The 16,158-nt window shown below is 69.8% G+C and carries 14 protein-coding genes; 9 read left to right on the plus strand and 5 right to left on the minus strand.

The genetic code is table 11. The features are described from left to right. Positions 1 to 248: 248 nt before the first annotated feature. Positions 249 to 2,006, plus strand: a complete 1,758-nt coding sequence (locus tag ACZ432_RS11070) for a 2-oxoacid:acceptor oxidoreductase subunit alpha (protein WP_426962356.1) — start codon at positions 249 to 251, stop codon at positions 2,004 to 2,006. Positions 2,007 to 2,009: 3 nt separating this feature from the next. Further along, the gene (locus ACZ432_RS11075) at positions 2,010 to 2,873 is read left to right on the plus strand and encodes a 2-oxoacid:ferredoxin oxidoreductase subunit beta (protein ID WP_426962355.1); all 864 of its coding nucleotides are present in this window, start codon (positions 2,010 to 2,012) and stop codon (positions 2,871 to 2,873) included. Positions 2,874 to 2,965: 92 nt separating this feature from the next. Here the strand turns inward: ACZ432_RS11075 and ACZ432_RS11080 are convergent, their stop codons facing one another. Beyond that, positions 2,966 to 3,580, minus strand: a complete 615-nt coding sequence (locus ACZ432_RS11080) for a DUF6517 family protein (RefSeq protein ID WP_426962354.1) — start codon at positions 3,578 to 3,580, stop codon at positions 2,966 to 2,968. Between the two features lie 186 nt (positions 3,581 to 3,766). Between ACZ432_RS11080 and ACZ432_RS11085 the strand changes: the two genes are divergently transcribed. From ACZ432_RS11085 to ACZ432_RS11100, 4 genes are all read left to right on the plus strand, one after another. Then, on the plus strand, positions 3,767 to 4,999 hold the full coding sequence (locus ACZ432_RS11085) for a digeranylgeranylglycerophospholipid reductase (protein ID WP_426962353.1): 1,233 nt from the start codon (positions 3,767 to 3,769) through the stop codon (positions 4,997 to 4,999). Positions 5,000 to 5,084: 85 nt separating this feature from the next. After that, complete coding sequence (locus tag ACZ432_RS11090) at positions 5,085 to 5,942, plus strand: aldo/keto reductase (protein WP_426962352.1); 858 nt, start codon at positions 5,085 to 5,087, stop codon at positions 5,940 to 5,942. A gap of 88 nt (positions 5,943 to 6,030) precedes the next feature. Further along, entirely contained in the window at positions 6,031 to 6,768 is a 738-nt protein-coding gene (locus tag ACZ432_RS11095) for a hypothetical protein (RefSeq protein ID WP_426962351.1), read from the plus strand. A gap of 103 nt (positions 6,769 to 6,871) precedes the next feature. After that, positions 6,872 to 7,264: a permease gene (locus tag ACZ432_RS11100; protein ID WP_426962350.1), complete on the plus strand. Its 393-nt coding sequence runs from the start codon at positions 6,872 to 6,874 to the stop codon at positions 7,262 to 7,264. A 60-nt stretch (positions 7,265 to 7,324) separates the two neighbouring features. Here the strand turns inward: ACZ432_RS11100 and ACZ432_RS11105 are convergent, their stop codons facing one another. From ACZ432_RS11105 to lonB, 3 genes are all read right to left on the minus strand, one after another. After that, the gene (locus ACZ432_RS11105) at positions 7,325 to 9,928 is read right to left on the minus strand and encodes a DNA topoisomerase I (protein ID WP_426962349.1); all 2,604 of its coding nucleotides are present in this window, start codon (positions 9,926 to 9,928) and stop codon (positions 7,325 to 7,327) included. Between the two features lie 185 nt (positions 9,929 to 10,113). Beyond that, complete coding sequence (locus ACZ432_RS11110; protein WP_426962348.1) at positions 10,114 to 10,890, minus strand: CPBP family intramembrane glutamic endopeptidase; 777 nt, start codon at positions 10,888 to 10,890, stop codon at positions 10,114 to 10,116. 48 nt (positions 10,891 to 10,938) lie between these two features. After that, on the minus strand, positions 10,939 to 13,176 hold the full coding sequence (lonB, locus tag ACZ432_RS11115; protein ID WP_426962347.1) for an ATP-dependent protease LonB: 2,238 nt from the start codon (positions 13,174 to 13,176) through the stop codon (positions 10,939 to 10,941). 170 nt (positions 13,177 to 13,346) lie between these two features. Here lonB and ACZ432_RS11120 point away from each other — a divergent pair, with 170 nt between their 5' ends. Continuing rightward, positions 13,347 to 13,862 carry a nicotinamide-nucleotide adenylyltransferase gene (locus ACZ432_RS11120; protein WP_058365518.1) on the plus strand — a complete coding sequence of 172 codons (516 nt, stop codon included), beginning with the start codon at positions 13,347 to 13,349 and terminating at the stop codon, positions 13,860 to 13,862. A 2-nt stretch (positions 13,863 to 13,864) separates the two neighbouring features. Continuing rightward, a complete protein-coding gene (locus tag ACZ432_RS11125) occupies positions 13,865 to 14,677 on the plus strand; it encodes an SAM hydrolase/SAM-dependent halogenase family protein (protein ID WP_426962346.1) in 813 nt (270 codons plus the stop codon). A gap of 63 nt (positions 14,678 to 14,740) precedes the next feature. On the opposite strand, the gene ACZ432_RS11130 is transcribed toward ACZ432_RS11125, so the two are convergent. Beyond that, positions 14,741 to 15,244, minus strand: a complete 504-nt coding sequence (locus ACZ432_RS11130; RefSeq protein ID WP_426962345.1) for a universal stress protein — start codon at positions 15,242 to 15,244, stop codon at positions 14,741 to 14,743. Between the two features lie 87 nt (positions 15,245 to 15,331). Here ACZ432_RS11130 and ACZ432_RS11135 point away from each other — a divergent pair, with 87 nt between their 5' ends. Further along, a complete protein-coding gene (locus ACZ432_RS11135) occupies positions 15,332 to 16,153 on the plus strand; it encodes a helix-turn-helix transcriptional regulator (protein WP_426962344.1) in 822 nt (273 codons plus the stop codon). Positions 16,154 to 16,158: the final 5 nt, after the last annotated feature.

The following is a 16,158-nucleotide window of genomic DNA, read 5'->3' on the forward strand; positions in this document are numbered from 1 at the left end:
TTCGGATACAGAAATTGCCGAAACGCACCGCGGATCCGGGCCGCGTTCACGACAGTTGCCGATGACCGACGGGGAGCGGCGGGGCGACTCTCCGAATTCGGTGGACATACACGAGATTATCGGCGTTAAGAGACACAAATGATGAACGTTCGTTTTCTATATGCCCGCTATCGGGCGAACTTTTAGATAATGCCCCGGTTCATGCTTTCAGAAGCCTTTTGATTGGTCCGGATGAAGCCAGAGACAGCATGGCTGCGGACTTCAACTGGGCCATCGGCGGGGAAGCCGGCGATGGCATCGACTCGACGGGGAAGATCTTCGCGCAAGCGCTCTCCCGAGCGGGTCGACACGTGTTCACGTCGAAGGACTTCGCGTCCCGGATTCGCGGCGGCTACACCGCGTATAAGGTTCGCACGTCCGTCGACAAGGTACAGAGCGTCGTCGACCGACTGGACGTGCTGATCGCGTTGACGCCCCGGACCATCGAGGAGAACCTGGACGAGCTCCACGACGGTTCGGTGATCATCTACGACGGCGAGCGGACGACGATGCAGGACGTCGAGATCCCCGGCGAGATGGTGGGGCTCGACGTGCCGCTCAAGCGGCTGGCCGAGGAGGCCGGCGGGGCCATCATGCGCAACGTCGTCGCGCTCGGGGCGGCCTGCGAGGTGACGAACTTCCCGATCGAGAACCTCGACTCGGCGCTGACGAAGCGCTTCAAGGACAAGGGCCAGCAGCTCGTCGACAACAACAAGGAGGCGGCCCGCGCGGGTCAGGAGTACGTCGCCGAGGAGTACGACCACGAGTTCGACTACGACCTCGAGACGACCGACGAGGACTACGTCCTGCTCAACGGCGACCAGGCGATCGGCATGGGCGCCATCGCGGCCGGCTGCCGGTTCTACGCCGGCTACCCCATCACGCCCGCGACGGACGTGATGACCTACCTGAAGGGCCGCATCGAGCAGTTCGGCGGACACGTCATCCAGGCGGAGGACGAGCTCTCCGCGATCAACATGGCGCTCGGGGCTGCCCGCGGGGGCGCGCGCTCGATGACCGCCACCTCCGGCCCCGGGATCGACCTGATGACGGAGACGTTCGGCCTGATCGCGACCTCGGAGACGCCGCTGGTCATCTGTAACGTGATGCGCTCGGGTCCCTCGACCGGGATGCCGACGAAGCAGGAGCAGGGTGACCTCAACGGCATGCTGTACGGCGGCCACGGCGAGGTGCCGCGGTTCGTCCTCGCACCGACGACCATCGCGGAGTGCTTCTGGAAGACCGTCGAGGCGTTCAACCTCGCCGAGAAGTACCAGATCCCGGTGTACCTCACCGCGGACCTCTCGATGGCGGTCACCGAGCAGACGTTCACGCCGGACACCTTCGACATGGACGAGGTGGAGGTCGACCGCGGCTTCGTCGTCGACGAGGCCGACATCGACGAGCACCTCTCCGAGTCGGGCGGGTTCCAGCCGCACGAGATCACCGAGGACGGCATCTCGCCGCGCGCGTTCCCCGGCACGTCGGGCGGCGCGCACATGTCCACCGGCCTGGAGCACGACGAGCAGGGCCGCCGGACCGAGGACACCGAGATGCGCGTCGAGCAGGTCGACAAGCGCAACCGGAAGGTCGAGACGGCCGAGGCGCGCGAGGACTGGAGCCCGCGCGAGTTCGGGAACCCGGACGCCGACAACCTGGTCATCACCTGGGGGTCGAACGAGGGGGCGCTCGCGGAGGCGCTCGACCTGCTCGAGGAGAGCGGGATCGACATCCGCGTGCTCTCGGTGCCGTACATCTTCCCGCGGCCGGACCTGTCGGACGCGGTGGCGGCGGCCGACCAGACGATCGTCGTGGAGTGTAACGAGACGGGCCAGTTCGCGGACATCGTCGAGCACGACGTGCTCGAGCGCGTCGACCGCGTCAACAAGTACACCGGCGTGCGGTTCAAGGCCGACGAACTCGCAGAGGAGATCAGGGAGTCCCTCGCGACGGGGGTGGAGGCGTAACCAATGAGCTCAGACATCCGATTCACCGACTTCAAGTCCGACAAGCAGCCGACGTGGTGCCCGGGTTGCGGCGACTTCGGGACCATGAACGGCATGATGAAGGCCCTCGCCGAGACGGGCAACGACCCCGACAACACCTTCGTCGTGGCCGGCATCGGCTGTTCCGGCAAGATCGGCACGTACATGCACAGCTACGCGCTTCACGGCGTTCACGGACGCGCGCTACCCGTCGGCACGGGCGTGAAGATCGCCCGCCCCGACATCGAGGTGATGGTCGCGGGCGGGGACGGCGACGGCTACTCCATCGGCGCGGGTCACTTCGTCCACGCCGTCCGGCGCAACGTCGACATGACGTACGTCGTGATGGACAACCGCATCTACGGGCTGACGAAGGGGCAGGCCTCGCCGACCTCGCGCGAGGACTTCGAGACCGCCACCACGCCGGAGGGGCCGAAGCAGCCGCCGGTTAATCCCCACGCGCTGGCGCTGGCGTCCGGCGCGACGTTCATCGCGCAGTCGTTCTCCTCGGACGCGCTCCGCCACCAGGAGATCGTGCAGGAGGCCGTCGAGCACGACGGCTTCGGCTTCGTGAACGTCTACTCGCCGTGCGTCACGTTCAACGACGTGGACACCTACGACTACTTCCGCGACAACCTCGTGGACCTCAAGGAGGAGGACCACGACCCGACCGACCGCGAGGCGGCGAAGGACGTCATCCTCGACCAGAACAAGGAGTATCAGGGCGTCGTCTACAAGGACGAGGACTCGGTGCCGTACCACGAGCAGCACGGCGTCGACGAGGACATGTCGATCATCCCCGACGGCGCGCCCCAGGGCGCGACCGACCTCGTCCGCGAGTTCTACTGACCCGCCGTCCGCAGCCTTTTCCGCGGCGTCGAGAGTTCGTTAGCGACCGGCGCGTTTCCGCGTCGGCAGCGGGCGTCTCGAACCCCGCCGCGTCACTCCGCGCCCTGATGCTCGACGGTCTCCATCAGGTCCAGGAGCGTCGCCTTCTCGTCGACCGCGGCCGGATGGAGGCCGACGAGGACCACCACGTCGCCCTCGTGGGCGACGGTCGCGAGGTGGATGCGGAGCGGCACGTCCTCTCCGTTCACCTGCGTGGTCGTCGCGAAGGTCGTCACCTCGGTCTCCGTGCCGAGAACGGTCCGCGTCTCGGAGCCGACGACCTCCACGTCGCTGGCGTTGAGGTTGGCCGAATCGCCGGCCCGGTCGAGGACGCGCTGGACCAGCTCCTCGTTCGAGAGCCGCACGACGGGGTTGACCGACTGCCCGGCGATCGTCGCGTCGGGCGTCGACGCGACCGTGAGCGAGGCCTGCCGCTCGCTACTGGGGTAGGTCGCGGTCCACGAGGTGGCCGTGACGTCGGCGCTCACACCGGCGACCTCGACGGATTCGTTGATCGTGAACGGTTCCGGCTCCATGGGCTCGTAGCCCGCCTCGGAGAGCGCGCCGTCGGGCACGCTCGCGGGCGAGGACTCGAAGCTGTACGCGCCGCCCGTACAGCCGGCGAGCAGCACGACGACCGCGAGTGCGGCGACGATCTTGGTTCGCATGGGTACCAGTAATCGCGTCAAGCGGTATAAACCCCGCGCGGCCGCGGCGGCGCGTCGCCGTTTCCGTCCAGCGGTCGGCGTCGACGGTCGGCGGCGGCGGTCGGGGCGTCGGTCGCGAAACCCGTCGACTCGCGGAGGACACGACGCTTCAGCAATACTGATAAATCGCGGGCATCACCTTCGGCTATGAGCGACCGTTTCGACGTGGTCATCGCCGGAGCCGGCCCCGCGGGCGCACAGTGTGCCCGCGACCTCGCCGCGCGGGACTACGACGTCCTCGTGCTCGAGACGGAGCCGGAGTCCGAGTTCCCGCGTCAGAGCAACAAGTCGACCGCGGGGACGTTCCCCTCCATGATGTCGTCGTTCGGCGTGCCCGACGACGTGGTGATGCAGTTCACCGACGACGTGGTGTTGGAGTCGCCCAACCGTCACTACGTCCAGCACCAACCGGGCGCGGTCCTGGAGTTCGCGGAGTTCAAACAGTGGCTGGTCTCGGACGGCCGCGAGAAGGGCGCCGAGTACCGCTTCGACGCCCGCGTCTCCGCGCCGATCACGGAGAACGGCGACGTCGTCGGCGTCCGCTACGGCGGCGACGAGGAGGTCCGCGCGGAGATCGTGGTCGACGCGACCGGTCCCGCGGCGCCGCTGGCGAAAAAGCTCGACGTCGTGGATCTGAAGCGGGAGAACCAGGCGATCGGCATCGAGTGGGAGATGGAGGGAGTCGACGTGAATCATCCCGACTACGCGGACCTCCGCGGCGCGATGATGCTCCGGCTCGACCACGACATCGCACCCGGCGGCTACTCGTGGATCTTCCACACCGGCGGCGACACCGCGAAGGTCGGGCTCTGCTACATCCAGAACGACCGCCACCGCGAGTTCGCCGAGGAGGGGACGACCATCGACGGCTATCTCGAGAAGTGGCTCGACCGGGACCCCCGGTTCCGGAACGCCGAGAAGATGGACGGGAAGGTTCACCGGGGCTCCGCGCACATCCAGCTGCCGACCGGCCTGAGCACGGACTCGTTCATGGCGGTCGGCGACACGGTCCCCACTATCGACCCGCTCTGGGGGGAGGGGATCCACAAGGGGATGCAGTCCGGCCGCGCGGCCGCCGCGACGGCGGACCGCTGTCTGACCGGCGAAGTCGACACCTCCGCGGCCGCGATGGCGACGTACGACGACCTCTGGCACTCGAAGGTCGCGCCGAACGCCCGCAGGCGGCTGCTGATGACGGAGCTTCTGTACCTCGCCCCCAACGACCGGTACGACCGCCTGATGGCAGACCTGGGGGAGACGAACGAGGACGTGCTCGCGGCCGTCAACGGCGGAAACCCCGCCGCGCTGCGGCGGCTGATCCACCTCGACGACCTGCCGCTGCTCGTCGGGTTCGCGAAGGACCGCTGGCTGGGGAACTGAGGCGCCCGCACTCCGGCACCTCGGGGCCCGACCTCGTTCGATCCCCGCCACAATTTCTTTCACCCGACGCGCCGACCGTTCGACCATGACCGACGAGATCGAGGTCACGACGGTGGAGGGCGTTCCGACCGCCGGCGACGTGCCGACGCTCGGCGGGATGCCGATGCTCGGCTACGGGACCTGGAAGCTGGAGGACCCGGCGGCGTGCGTCGACGCGGTCGAGACCGCCCTCGAGATGGGCTATCGCCACGTCGACACGGCGCAGGCGTACGGCAACGAGAGCGAGGTCGGCGACGCCATCGCGAACTCGCACGTCGACCGCGAGGAGGTGTTCCTCGCGACGAAGGTGTGGATCGACAACCTCGCGGGCGAGGACGTCGTCGAGACCGCCTACGACAGCCTCGAGAAGCTCGGCACCGACCACGTCGACCTGCTGTACGTCCACTGGCCGTCCCGGAGCTACGACGCCGCGGAGACGCTCGCGGCCTTCGACGACCTCGTCGACGAGGGGGTCACCGACCGCATCGGCGTCTCCAACTTCGAGCCCGACCAGCTCGCGGAGGCCTGCGAGCTGACCGACGCGCCCATCTTCGCCCACCAGTTCGAGTGTCACCCCCTGCTTCCCCAACAGCACCTGCTCGACGCCTGCGAGGAGCACGACGTGCACCCGGTCGCCTACTCCCCGCTCGCGCGCGGGTCGGTGCTGGACGTCCCCGAGGTCGCGGACGTGGCGGCGAAACACGAGGCGACGCCCGCGCAGGTGTCGCTCGCGTGGCTCCGCCAGCGCGGCGTGACGGCCATCCCGAAGGCGGCCAGCGAGGGGCACATCCGCGACAACTGGGGGTCGCTCGCGGTGCGGCTCGACGACGACGATATGGCGAAGCTGTCGAGCATCGACCGCACGGAGCGGCAGGTCGACCCCGGCTTCGCGCCGTGGAACTGACGGCGGAGTGAGACGACTCCGGTCGAGTCGGGCGAGTCCGCGCGGGAAGGCACAAAGTTCACGTCGCCTCGGGTGAGAGTAGCGGGCGATGGAACGACGGTCACCGGGGCTGCTCGGCGCGATCCGGATCGACGTGTTGCGGCTCCACGAGACGTGGATGGAGCTGCTGTTTCCCCGCCAGCTGGACGCGAGCCACGTCCTCGGCAAGTGGAAGCCCGAGACGGCCCCGCAGAAGGTCGGCTACTACCTCTGGGCGGCGCTCGGCCTCCTGCCGGTGCTCGTCGGCTACCCGCTCCTGCTCGTGGGGTTCGCGACGCGCCACTACGCGGGACGGCTCGACTCCGCGGTCACGCGGATCGGCGTGCTCGGCGTGGTCGGCGTCGCGACGCTCGTCTGGGGCGCCCTGACGGTCGTCACGCGGTTCCAACTCTCCACCGAGGCCTTCCTCGCTGTCGGGGCCGCGAGCGTCGTCGCGGTCGCGGCGGCGGGCTTCGCGGCGCTGTTCGCGAAGGTCGGCGGCCGGATCACCAGCGTCCTGCTCGCGTATCCCGCGGCGATGACGGCGCTGTTCCTGCCGCCGGTCGTCGCGGCGCTGTTCACCCCCTCGCTCGGGAACGTGATCTTCCCGAACAGCACCGAGCTGGCGATCTGGATCCTCGACACCCTGCTCGCGGTCGGCGGGATAAACGAGTGGCTCCGCGCCAACTTCACGCTCGAGGGCACCGGCTACGTCCTGATGTGGCTCGCGCTGTCCGTGCCGGCCGGCTGGCTGCTCGGCCTGCTCGTCGCGCTCGCGGACCTGATCCGACCGCAGTCGGACGGCTGAGAGGGCGTCGAGCGCGTACGCCGAGGACGGTCTCCGACGGATATCGGGCACGACGGGTCGTTCGTCCACCGCATTTATCGTGTCACCACACGATCGTTTACGGATGAGCGCTCGCGCTATCGTCCTCGGACTCGGGACTGCGATCACGACCTTCCTGTTGGCCGGGGCCGCGACGATCGAACTGTTGGGCGCCGGAGAAGCGCCGGGAATCGGTATCATCGGCGTGTTTGTCGGCTTCGTCGCCGGCTTGCTGGCGGGCGGGATCACCGGGGTCTACGCCGACCGACTTCCAGGAATCGCCGCGTCGGCGCTCCACGCGTACGCGGCCTTCGGGATCGCCTTCCTCGCGATCGCCGGACTGCGATACGTCAACGTGCCGTCTGCGGACGCGGTGTTCACGTTTCCCGTTCACGTCGGCGCGAGCCTCGTGATCGCGATCGGGATCGGGCTAGTAGTCGCCCGTGAGCGCCTCACCGAGCGGACCACGGCCGCTTGAACGGTACCGGACCGGTGCTCCTCGCGGGACCGCCGACTGCCGACCCGCACGCGCGGAGTCTCAGTCGGCCTTCGCTTGCCAGTCCCGAACCGTATCCGGCCCCACGCCGTCCACGTCCGCGGCCAGGTCCTCGGCGTCCGCGTCCTTGAGGTCGGAGACGGACTCGACGCCCGCGCCCTCGAGCTTCTCGGCGGTCTTCTCGCCGATGCCCTCGACGGCCTCCAGTTCCGACCCGTTCTGTCGGGCCTGGTACTCCCGGTAGTTGCAGATCGGACAGCCGAGCTCCCACGGCTCGTCGCCGGAGTGGACCCGGAGGTGCGGGAGGTCGTGTTCCTCACAGGTCTCGTCGGTCACCTCGATCTCGCCGCGCCGGGGGAGCGGGAGCGAGTAGTCGCAGTCCGGGTAGCGCGTACAGCCGACCAGCCGGGAGCCGGAGCGGAGCTGTTTGATCGCCAACTCGCCGCCCTCTTCCTCGCCGCACTCCGGACAGACGCCGATCACCTCGTCGTCCTGCTCGTCCGCCTCGTCGGCCTTACACTGCGGGCAGCCGTGGACGAACGTCTTGCGCCCGGCGAGCATCTTCACGTGCGCGAGCCCGTGCTCCTCGCACTCCTCGTCGAGGATCAGGGGCTTCCCCGTGGAGGGGAGCGGGAGTGTGTACTCGCAGTCGGGGTAGCCGTCACAGCCGACGAAGTAGGAGCCGTGCCGGGACTTTCGGACCAGCAGATCCTCGCCGCACTCCGGGCAGGGGCCGAGCGTCTTGTCGGCCTTCAGCGAGTCGCGGAGGTGGTCCCCGACCTCCTCACGGGACTCGGTCAGCTCAGCGAACACCGTCTCCAGCAGCTCGCGGGACTCCTCGGTCACCTCCTCGTAGGTGGTCTCGCCGTCCGCGATGGCGCGCATGTCCGCCTCCAGCTGGGCGGTCATCTCCTCGGAGACGACCCGGTCCGCGAACTGCTCGGCGGCCTCGACGACCGCCTCCGCGAGCCGCGTCGGCCGCGGCGGGTCGTTCTCGATGTAGCCGCGGTCGTAGAGCTTTTCGAGGGTGCCGTGGCGCGTCGCCTTCGTCCCGATGCCGAGCTCCTCCATCTTCTCGATGAGCCGCGACTGGCCGTAGCGCCGCGGCGGCTGGGTCTCCTTCGCCTCGAGGGTCCGCTCGTCGAGCGCGAGCGTCTCGCCCTCCTCGACGTCGGGGACGACCGTCTCGCTGGAGGACAGGTACGGATACACGTCGTGGTAGCCCGGTTCGACGAGCCGCTTGCCGTTCGCCTTCATGCGGAGGCCGCCGTCCGCGGCGAGGGAGGGTTCGACCGCGTCCGCCTCGTCAGCCTGGGCGGGGTCCCGGAGGGCCGCGCGCGGGTCCGCCTCGGCGGCGATCTCGGTCGCCGCGCCGTTCGCGAGCGCGACCACGCGGAGGTGCTCCCACTCCGCCGAATCGGCGACGGTCGCGAAGAAGCGCCGGACGATCAGCTCGTACACCTCCCACTCGTCGTCCGAGAGGTCCGCGGCCGACGGGAGTTCGCCGGTCGGGTGGATCGGCGGGTGGTCGGTGGTCTCCTCGTCGCCCTCGGTGGGCTTGATCTCCTCCTGTTCGAGCAGGCCCTTCGCCTCGTCCGAGAAGCCCGAGTTCAGGAACGCCTCGAGCAGCTCGCGGGGGTCGAGGTCGTCCGGGTAGACGGTGTTGTCCGTCCGCGGGTAGGTGACGTAGCCGGCGGTGTACAGGTCCTCCGCGATGGACATCGCGCGCTGGGCGGTGTAGCCGAGCGAGCCCGCGGCGCGGATGAACTGCGTGGTGTTGAACGGCGCCGGCGGGTCGTCGGTCCGGGTGCGGCGGCTGACCGAGTCGACGGTCGCGCCCTCGGCCGCCCGGAGCGCCTCGTCGAGCGTCCCGGCGGTCGCCTCGTCCCAGACGCGCTCGGACTCGTTGCCGTGCGCGTTCTTGTAGAAGTACTGCGCCGAGAAGGGGTCCCCGCCGTCCTTCGTGAGGTCGCCGTACAGCTCCCAGTAGTCCTCGGGGTCGAACGCCTGTATCTCCCGCTCGCGGTCGACGATGAGCTTCAGCGTCGGCCCCTGCACCCGGCCGACGGAGATGAAGTCGTCGCCGAGCTGGCGGGCCGACAGCGAGAGGAACCGGGTCAGCGCCGCGCCCCAGACGAGGTCGATCACCTGCCGGGCCTCGCCGGCCGCGGCCAGGTCGAAGTCGAGGTCGTCGGGGTTCTCGAAGGCGTTTTTCACCTCGTTGTCGGTGATCGAGGAGAACCGAACCCGGTCGACCGGCGCGTCCTCGTTCACCTCGCGGACCAGCTCGTAGGCCTCCTTACCGATCAGTTCGCCCTCCCGGTCGTAGTCCGTCGCGATGACGACCCGGGAGGCGTTGCGCGCGAGCCGCCGCAGGGCCGCGACGATGCTCTCCTGTGTCGGCTCCTTGGTCGTCGGCGCGTCGATCAGCTCGACCGGCTCCACGTCGCGCCAGTCGTTGTACTCCGCGGGAAAGTCGACGCCGACGACGTGGCCCGACAGGCCGATACAGCGCTTTCCGCCCCACTTGTAGACGTTGACGCCGTTCATCCGGTCGGCCTCCGCGGACTCCCCGCTCAGGATGTCCGCGATGCGCCGCGCGGCGTTGTCCTTCTCCGTGATGATCAGCTCCGGACCCCGACTCATTGCGTCCCGCTACGCCGCTCCCCCGCCTAAACCTTTCGTGCCGGAACCGCCGAAAACCGCAAGCACACGCGGGGACGGGCGCGTCCGGGCACGACGCAGCCGCGCACTCGCCTCGCGCCGGCCCGCGTGCGCGAGGTGGATGGCGGAGGTCGGCGCCGCCGCGGTGGATGCCGTACCGGCCCCGCCTACCGGGACGCCGCCTCGTCGGAGAACGGCTCCCGCCCGAGCCCCTCACGCACGCCGAACTCCAGCGCGTCGACGACGTAGTGGGCGACGACGACCGCGGGCAGGCTCCCGGTCGCGACGAACAGCGCGCCGAGCGCGGCGCCGAGTAGCGCGGCGACCGCCACGCCGAGCCGGCCCTGCGCGCCGTGTCCGAGCCCGAACGCGACTGACGAGCCCGCGACGAGGAGCCACGGGTCGAGCCCCAAGCCGACGGCCAGCGCGCCCACGAGCGCGCCCCGGAACGCAGCCTCCTCGGTCGCGGCGATGACGGGGACGACGACGCCGAGGAGGAGCCCCCACTCGCCGCGAGTCGTCGGCGCCATCGCCTCGCGGAGCCGAGTCGACGGGCTGTACCCGGCCCGGCGCGCGAGCGCGGCCGCGGCCTCGTTGCCGAGGTACAAAAGGACGCCGGCGACGGCGCCGACCGCGAGGAGGCGGGGCGTCGCGGCGTCCGGTGCGAGGCCGAACGCCGCGGCGGGCACCTCGGTCCACCACGCGAGCGCCGCGAGCGCCGCGAGCGCGAGCGCCTGCGAGACCGCCACGTTCGCCAGGAGCGCGCGCGTGGTGAGGACCGGACGCGGTGGATCGGCGGCGGCGGGTTCGGAGACCGCTCCCGCCGGTTCGTCGACGCCGACGATCCGGACGCGGTCGAGCGTTCGCCGCGACCGGTGCGTCAGAAACAGCAGGGCGGCGGTCAGCAGGCCGACCCCGACGGCGAAGGCGGTCCAGTCGGTCATGGGTAGCGTGATGAGTCGGTGAGAAACGTCGGAAAACGGGACCCGGCGCTACTGCGGGCTGGGGTTCGAGGAGCCGGCGACGCCCCCCTCCTTCAGCGCGGAGCCGGTGATCGACTTGAGGCGGGCGACCAGCGAGTCCTTGTCGGGTTCGCCCTCCAGGGCGATGTCGAGGACCTCGCTGATGTGCGAGACCGGGATGATCTCGATCATCTCGCGGTACTCGTCCTCGATCATCACGTCCTGCTCGTTGGCCTTCGGGATGATCACCCGGGTACAGCCGGCCTTCGCGGCCGCCTCGATCTTGTGGGTGACGCCGCCGACCGGGAGCACGTCGCCGCGGACCGACAGCGAGCCGGTCATCGCGAGGCTCTGGTCGACGCCGATGTCCTCCAGCGCGGAGATGACGGCGGTCGCGACCGTGATGGACGCGGAGTCGCCGTCGACGCCCTGCTGGCCCGTCTGGATGAACTGGATGTGGATGTCCTTCTCGGAGATGTTCTCGTCGGAGAACTTCTTGATGATCGCCGAGACGTTCTGGACGGACTCCTCGGCCATCTCCTTCAGCTGCCCGGTGGCGATCACCTGGCCGCCGCTCTGCGTGGGGGTGACCTCCGCCATCACGGGGAGCATGATGCCCGAGTCCTCGCCCATGACGGCGAGCCCGTTGACGCGGCCGGTGACGTACCCCTCCGAGACCTGCAGCTCGTAGTCCTTGCGGCGCTCGATGTAGTCGTCCGCGAGCTGCTGCTCGATGGAGCGGGAGCGGCCCTTCGCCGACAGCACGTGGTCGCGGGTGGTGTAGTCGGCGTCCTCGCCGCGGGCGATGTCGCCGGCGACGCGGACCAGCCCGCCGAGGTTCCGGAACAGGAGCGTGAGGTGCCCCTTCCGGCCGGAGCGGCGCTTCGCCTCGAGGATGACCTCCTCGACGGCCTCCGCGGTGAACTCCGGCAGGCGGCCGTCCTTCGCGACCTCCTGGGCGATGAACCGGACGTACTGCCGGCGCATCTTCGGGGTGTCCTCGATGGTGTCCTCCATGTACACCTCGTAGCCGTACCCCTTGATCCGGGAGCGCAGCGCCGGGTGCATGTTCTCCATCGCGTCGAGGTTCCCGGCCGCGATCATGACGAAGTCCGTCGGGACGGGCTCGGTCTGGACCATCGCGCCCGAGGAGCGCTCGGACTGGCCCGTGATCGAGAACTCGCCCTCCTGGATCGCCGTCATGAGGTGCTGCTGGCTGCGGATGTCGAGCGTGTTGATCTCGTCGACGAACAGCACGCCCTTGTTCGCCTGGTGGATGGCGCCGGCCTCGACGCGGTCGTGGCTCGGCGTCTCCATCCCGCCGGACTGGAACGGGTCGTGGCGCACGTCGCCCAGCAGCGCGCCGGCGTGGGCGCCGGTGGCGTCCTCGAACGGCGCGGTCTGGGTGTCGGCGTTGTTCACCAGCAGGTTCGGCACCATCGCGTCCGAGCCGCGGTTCATGTAGCGGAACGCGAGGTAGATGATCCCGGCCGCGAGGATGCCGAGCAGGATCTGGCTGGTGATGATCAGCGCGTAGCCGAGCACCACCGCGATGATGATCCACATCAGGAAGCTCCGCATCTGGTTGCGCTTGCGGGCCTCCTCCTTGTGGGCCTCGACGATCTGTTCGCCCTTGCCGGCGGGGACCGTCCGGACCTTCGGCTTGTTGCCGTCGTCCGGATTGTGGTAGACCAAGACGTCCTGAAGCTCCTCCTTCGGGAGCATCTCGGCCATCGCCTTCGCGAGCATCGACTTCCCCGTCCCCGGGGAGCCGATCATCATCACGTGGCGGCGCTGCTTGGCCGCCTTGATGATCACGTCGCGGGCGTGTTCCTGCCCGATGACCTGGTCGACGAGCCGGTCCGGGATCTCGATCTCCGACGTGGAGTCGATCTTGAGCCCGCCCAGCAGGTCGTCCTCGTCCGGGTCGTCCTCGATCTCGGCGCCCTCGACCTCGACGGTGCTGCCGAGCTCGTCGATACCCCCGTCGTCGTCGACCGGGCTCTCGTCGACCGGACCCTCACCGACCGGGTCCTCGTCGACGCCATCCTCGGCCGCGCCGCCGCTCCCGAGCGAACCGTCCCGGCTCGCGGGTGCGGTCGGATCGTCGCCGGTGTCCGCTTCGCCGGTGTCCGGCGGATCCTCCGCCGGCGGGACGGCGTCGTCCCCGTCCCGACCGTCGGCGGCGTCCGAGTCGGGGTGCTCGTCGCTCACGGGCGCGTCGTCCCCCTCGCGGCCCCCCTCGGTCGTGTCCTTTTCGTTGCTCATAGAATCGAGTGTCGCTACTGAAAACGTGGCGACGGCGATTGATATACTTTCTCCCCGAGTGCGCGAGGGCTACCGGGACGTAGACGGCTTCGTCACCATTTCTACCGGCCGAACGCGCCATCGCGGGCGACCCGCCGTATTTATAAATCGCCCGCGTCCAACTGGCGCGTATGCGGGGGTTCTACATCGGACGCTTTCAGCCGTTCCACGACGGCCACCGCCACATGGTCGAGGAGATCGCCACGGAGGTCGACGAGCTCGTTCTTGGAATCGGCTCCGCGGGCGACTCCCACTCCACGCGCAACCCCTTCACCGCCGGCGAGCGCGTGATGATGGTGACCAAGGCAGTCGAGGAGCTCGACCTCACCACCTACGTCGTCCCCATCGAGGACCTCGACCGCAACTCCGTCTGGGTGAGCCACGTCGAGAGCATGACCCCGAAGTTCGAGGTGGCCTACTCCAACAACCCCCTCGTCGTCAGGCTGTTCGAGGAGGCTGGCGTGGAGGTCCGCGGCTCCCCCATGTTCAACCGGGACGTGCTGGAGGGGACCGAGCTCCGCGAGCGAATGATCCACGGCCGCGACTGGGAGTCGCTCGTCCCCGAGGCCGTCGTGAACGTGATCGAGGAAGTCGGCGGCGTCGCGCGCATCCAGCGCGTCGCCGAGACCGACACCAACGGGGAGTGACCGTGATCACGCTCGCCTCCGACTTCGGTCCCCCGTACCCCGCCGCGATGCGCGGCGTCGTCCGGCGCCGCACCGACGCCGAGCTCCTCGACGTGAGCCACGACCTCCCGCGCGGCGACGTGCGCGCGGGCGCCTTCTGGCTCCGCTTCCTGCTCCCCGAGTTCCCGCCGGCCGTCCACTGTGCGGTCGTCGACCCCGGCGTCGGCACCGACCGCGCCGCCGTCGTCGTCCGCGCCGGCGATCACGCGGTCGTCGCGCCGGACAACGGGCTCGCGATCCCAGCGGCTCGACGCCTCGCCGCCGGTAGACGGGGCGGTCCCGTCGACGCTCCCACCGAGGACGACCCGGGGATAGCGGTGTTCGCCATCGACGCCCCCGAACCGGACTCCGCGACGTTCCACGGTCGGGACGTGTTCGCGCCCGCGGCCGCGGACGTCCACGACGCCGGCGTCGACGATCTCGCGGCCGTCGACCGGATCGCCCCCGCCGAGGACTACGTGGACCTCTCGCTGCCGACCGCGACCGTGGACAGAAACGCGGCGGGCGAACCGGTGTCGGCGGTCGGCGAGGTGATGGTCATCGACACCTTCGGCAACGTCATCACCAACGTTCCGGGCGCGGTGTTGGACGGCGTCGAGTCGGTCGAGGTGAACGGCGAGCGCGTCCCGGTCGGCGAGACGTTCGCGGACGTCGACCGCGGCGAGCGCCTCGTCACGGTCGGGAGCCACGGCTACGTGGAGTGTGACGTAAACGACGGCCGCGGCGACGAGCGCTTCGGGCTCGGGTCGCGGTCCCCCATCCAGCTCGTGTTCTGACCGGCCGCAGTCGGCCGCGCCGCAGGAGCCCGCGCTCCCGGCGACCGCGGGCCGAGCGCCCCGCTACCGCTCGGCGTCCGCAGCCGTGCCCTCCGCGGGCTTCGCCTCGTCCGCGTCGGCGCCCTCGCGGACGAACACGACCGGACACTCGGCGTTCATCATCACCTGGTGGGAGGTGCTGCCGAAGACGGCCTTGCCCGTGGAGGAGCGCTTGCGGCCGCCGACGAACAGCATGTCGGCGTCCCGGTCGTCGACGACGCCGAGGATCCCCTCCACCGTCGGCTCGACGGTGCTCTCGACCTCGTGACGCACGCCGGCGTCCTCGAGCGCGTCGGTGAGACAGACGACGCTCTCCAGCCGCTCGGCCACCTGATCGGGCTCGGGCGGGTCCTCCGGGTCGTAGCCCGCCTCCGTGACGCCCTCCCGAAACGCTCGTTCGGAGAAGGCGTGGTACAGCACCACGTCCGCGTCGCTCGGCTCGGCGACGTCGATCACCGTCTCGGTCAGCTGGCGGATGCGCGACTCCTCGGTCGGGCCGATGGCGACGACGAGGGTTTGGAGGCTCATACCCGCTCTTCGTGACGCCGGCGTAAATGGATCCGGATGGCGGCGACGGCAACGTATTTCGTCCCGGTGGTCCAACTGTCGGTCGATATGGACGACGCCCCGCACCGCGACGCCCGCTACCTCGCGGGGTCGCCGGTCCGGATCGCCGTGTTGCGCGAACTCGACGCGGAGCCGCGACGCCCCGCGGCGCTGACCGAGCGCGTGGACGCGACGCGCACGACGGTCCAGCGGATCCTCGCCGGCTTCCGCGAGCGCGACTGGGTCCGCAAGGCGGACGCGCGGTACCGGCTCACCGCGACCGGGGACCGCGTGCGGGCCGCCTACGAGGACCTGCTCGCGGAGGCCGACCGCGCCCGCGAGGTCGGGCCCCTCGTCGCGAACGTCGACGCCTTCGAGGCGGGGCTTCCGCCGGCCGCGCTGGAGGCCGGCGAGGTGACCGTCGCGGACGACCGGGACCCGTTCGCCCCGGTCGACCGCTTCCTCGACGTGTTCGCGGGCGCCGCCGGCGGTCACGTCCGGGCGGTCTCCCCCATCGTCAGCCGCGCGTTCAACGAGTCGGCCGTCGAACTGCTGGACGCGGGGACGACGATCGACCTCGTCATCGACCGAGGGGTGCTGGCGGCCTCCGAGAGCGACTTCGAGCCGGCGCTGCGGCGGGCGATCGAGGACGGCTCCGTCTCCGTGTACGTCCACCCGGAGCCGATCGAAACCGGACTCTGCGCGTTCGGGGACACCGCCTGCCTCGCGGCCTACGACGACGGCGGCAACATGCGCGCGCTGCTGTCGTCCGACGCCCCGGTGGTCCGGAACTGGGTCGGCGACCGCATAGACGACGCGCTGGAGCGCTCGCGACCGCTCGCGGACGTCCTCGACGGCGAGGGGACGACCTCCGACGACCCGACGCCCTGACCGCA

The organism is Haloparvum alkalitolerans (assembly GCF_055381565.1).

Bases quoted from the DNA above. Each gene is read 5' to 3' on its own strand.
- ACZ432_RS11070 (WP_426962356.1), top strand. From the start codon at position 249: ATGGCTGCGGACTTCAACTGGGCCATCGGCGGGGAAGCCGGCGATGGC.
- ACZ432_RS11075 (WP_426962355.1), top strand. From the start codon at position 2,010: ATGAGCTCAGACATCCGATTCACCGACTTCAAGTCCGACAAGCAGCCG.
- ACZ432_RS11080 (WP_426962354.1), bottom strand. From the start codon at position 3,580: ATGCGAACCAAGATCGTCGCCGCACTCGCGGTCGTCGTGCTGCTCGCC.
- ACZ432_RS11085 (WP_426962353.1), top strand. From the start codon at position 3,767: ATGAGCGACCGTTTCGACGTGGTCATCGCCGGAGCCGGCCCCGCGGGC.
- ACZ432_RS11090 (WP_426962352.1), top strand. From the start codon at position 5,085: ATGACCGACGAGATCGAGGTCACGACGGTGGAGGGCGTTCCGACCGCC.
- ACZ432_RS11095 (WP_426962351.1), top strand. From the start codon at position 6,031: ATGGAACGACGGTCACCGGGGCTGCTCGGCGCGATCCGGATCGACGTG.
- ACZ432_RS11100 (WP_426962350.1), top strand. From the start codon at position 6,872: ATGAGCGCTCGCGCTATCGTCCTCGGACTCGGGACTGCGATCACGACC.
- ACZ432_RS11105 (WP_426962349.1), bottom strand. From the start codon at position 9,928: ATGAGTCGGGGTCCGGAGCTGATCATCACGGAGAAGGACAACGCCGCG.
- ACZ432_RS11110 (WP_426962348.1), bottom strand. From the start codon at position 10,890: ATGACCGACTGGACCGCCTTCGCCGTCGGGGTCGGCCTGCTGACCGCC.
- lonB (WP_426962347.1), bottom strand. From the start codon at position 13,176: ATGAGCAACGAAAAGGACACGACCGAGGGGGGCCGCGAGGGGGACGAC.
- ACZ432_RS11120 (WP_058365518.1), top strand. From the start codon at position 13,347: ATGCGGGGGTTCTACATCGGACGCTTTCAGCCGTTCCACGACGGCCAC.
- ACZ432_RS11130 (WP_426962345.1), bottom strand. From the start codon at position 15,244: ATGAGCCTCCAAACCCTCGTCGTCGCCATCGGCCCGACCGAGGAGTCG.
- ACZ432_RS11135 (WP_426962344.1), top strand. From the start codon at position 15,332: ATGGACGACGCCCCGCACCGCGACGCCCGCTACCTCGCGGGGTCGCCG.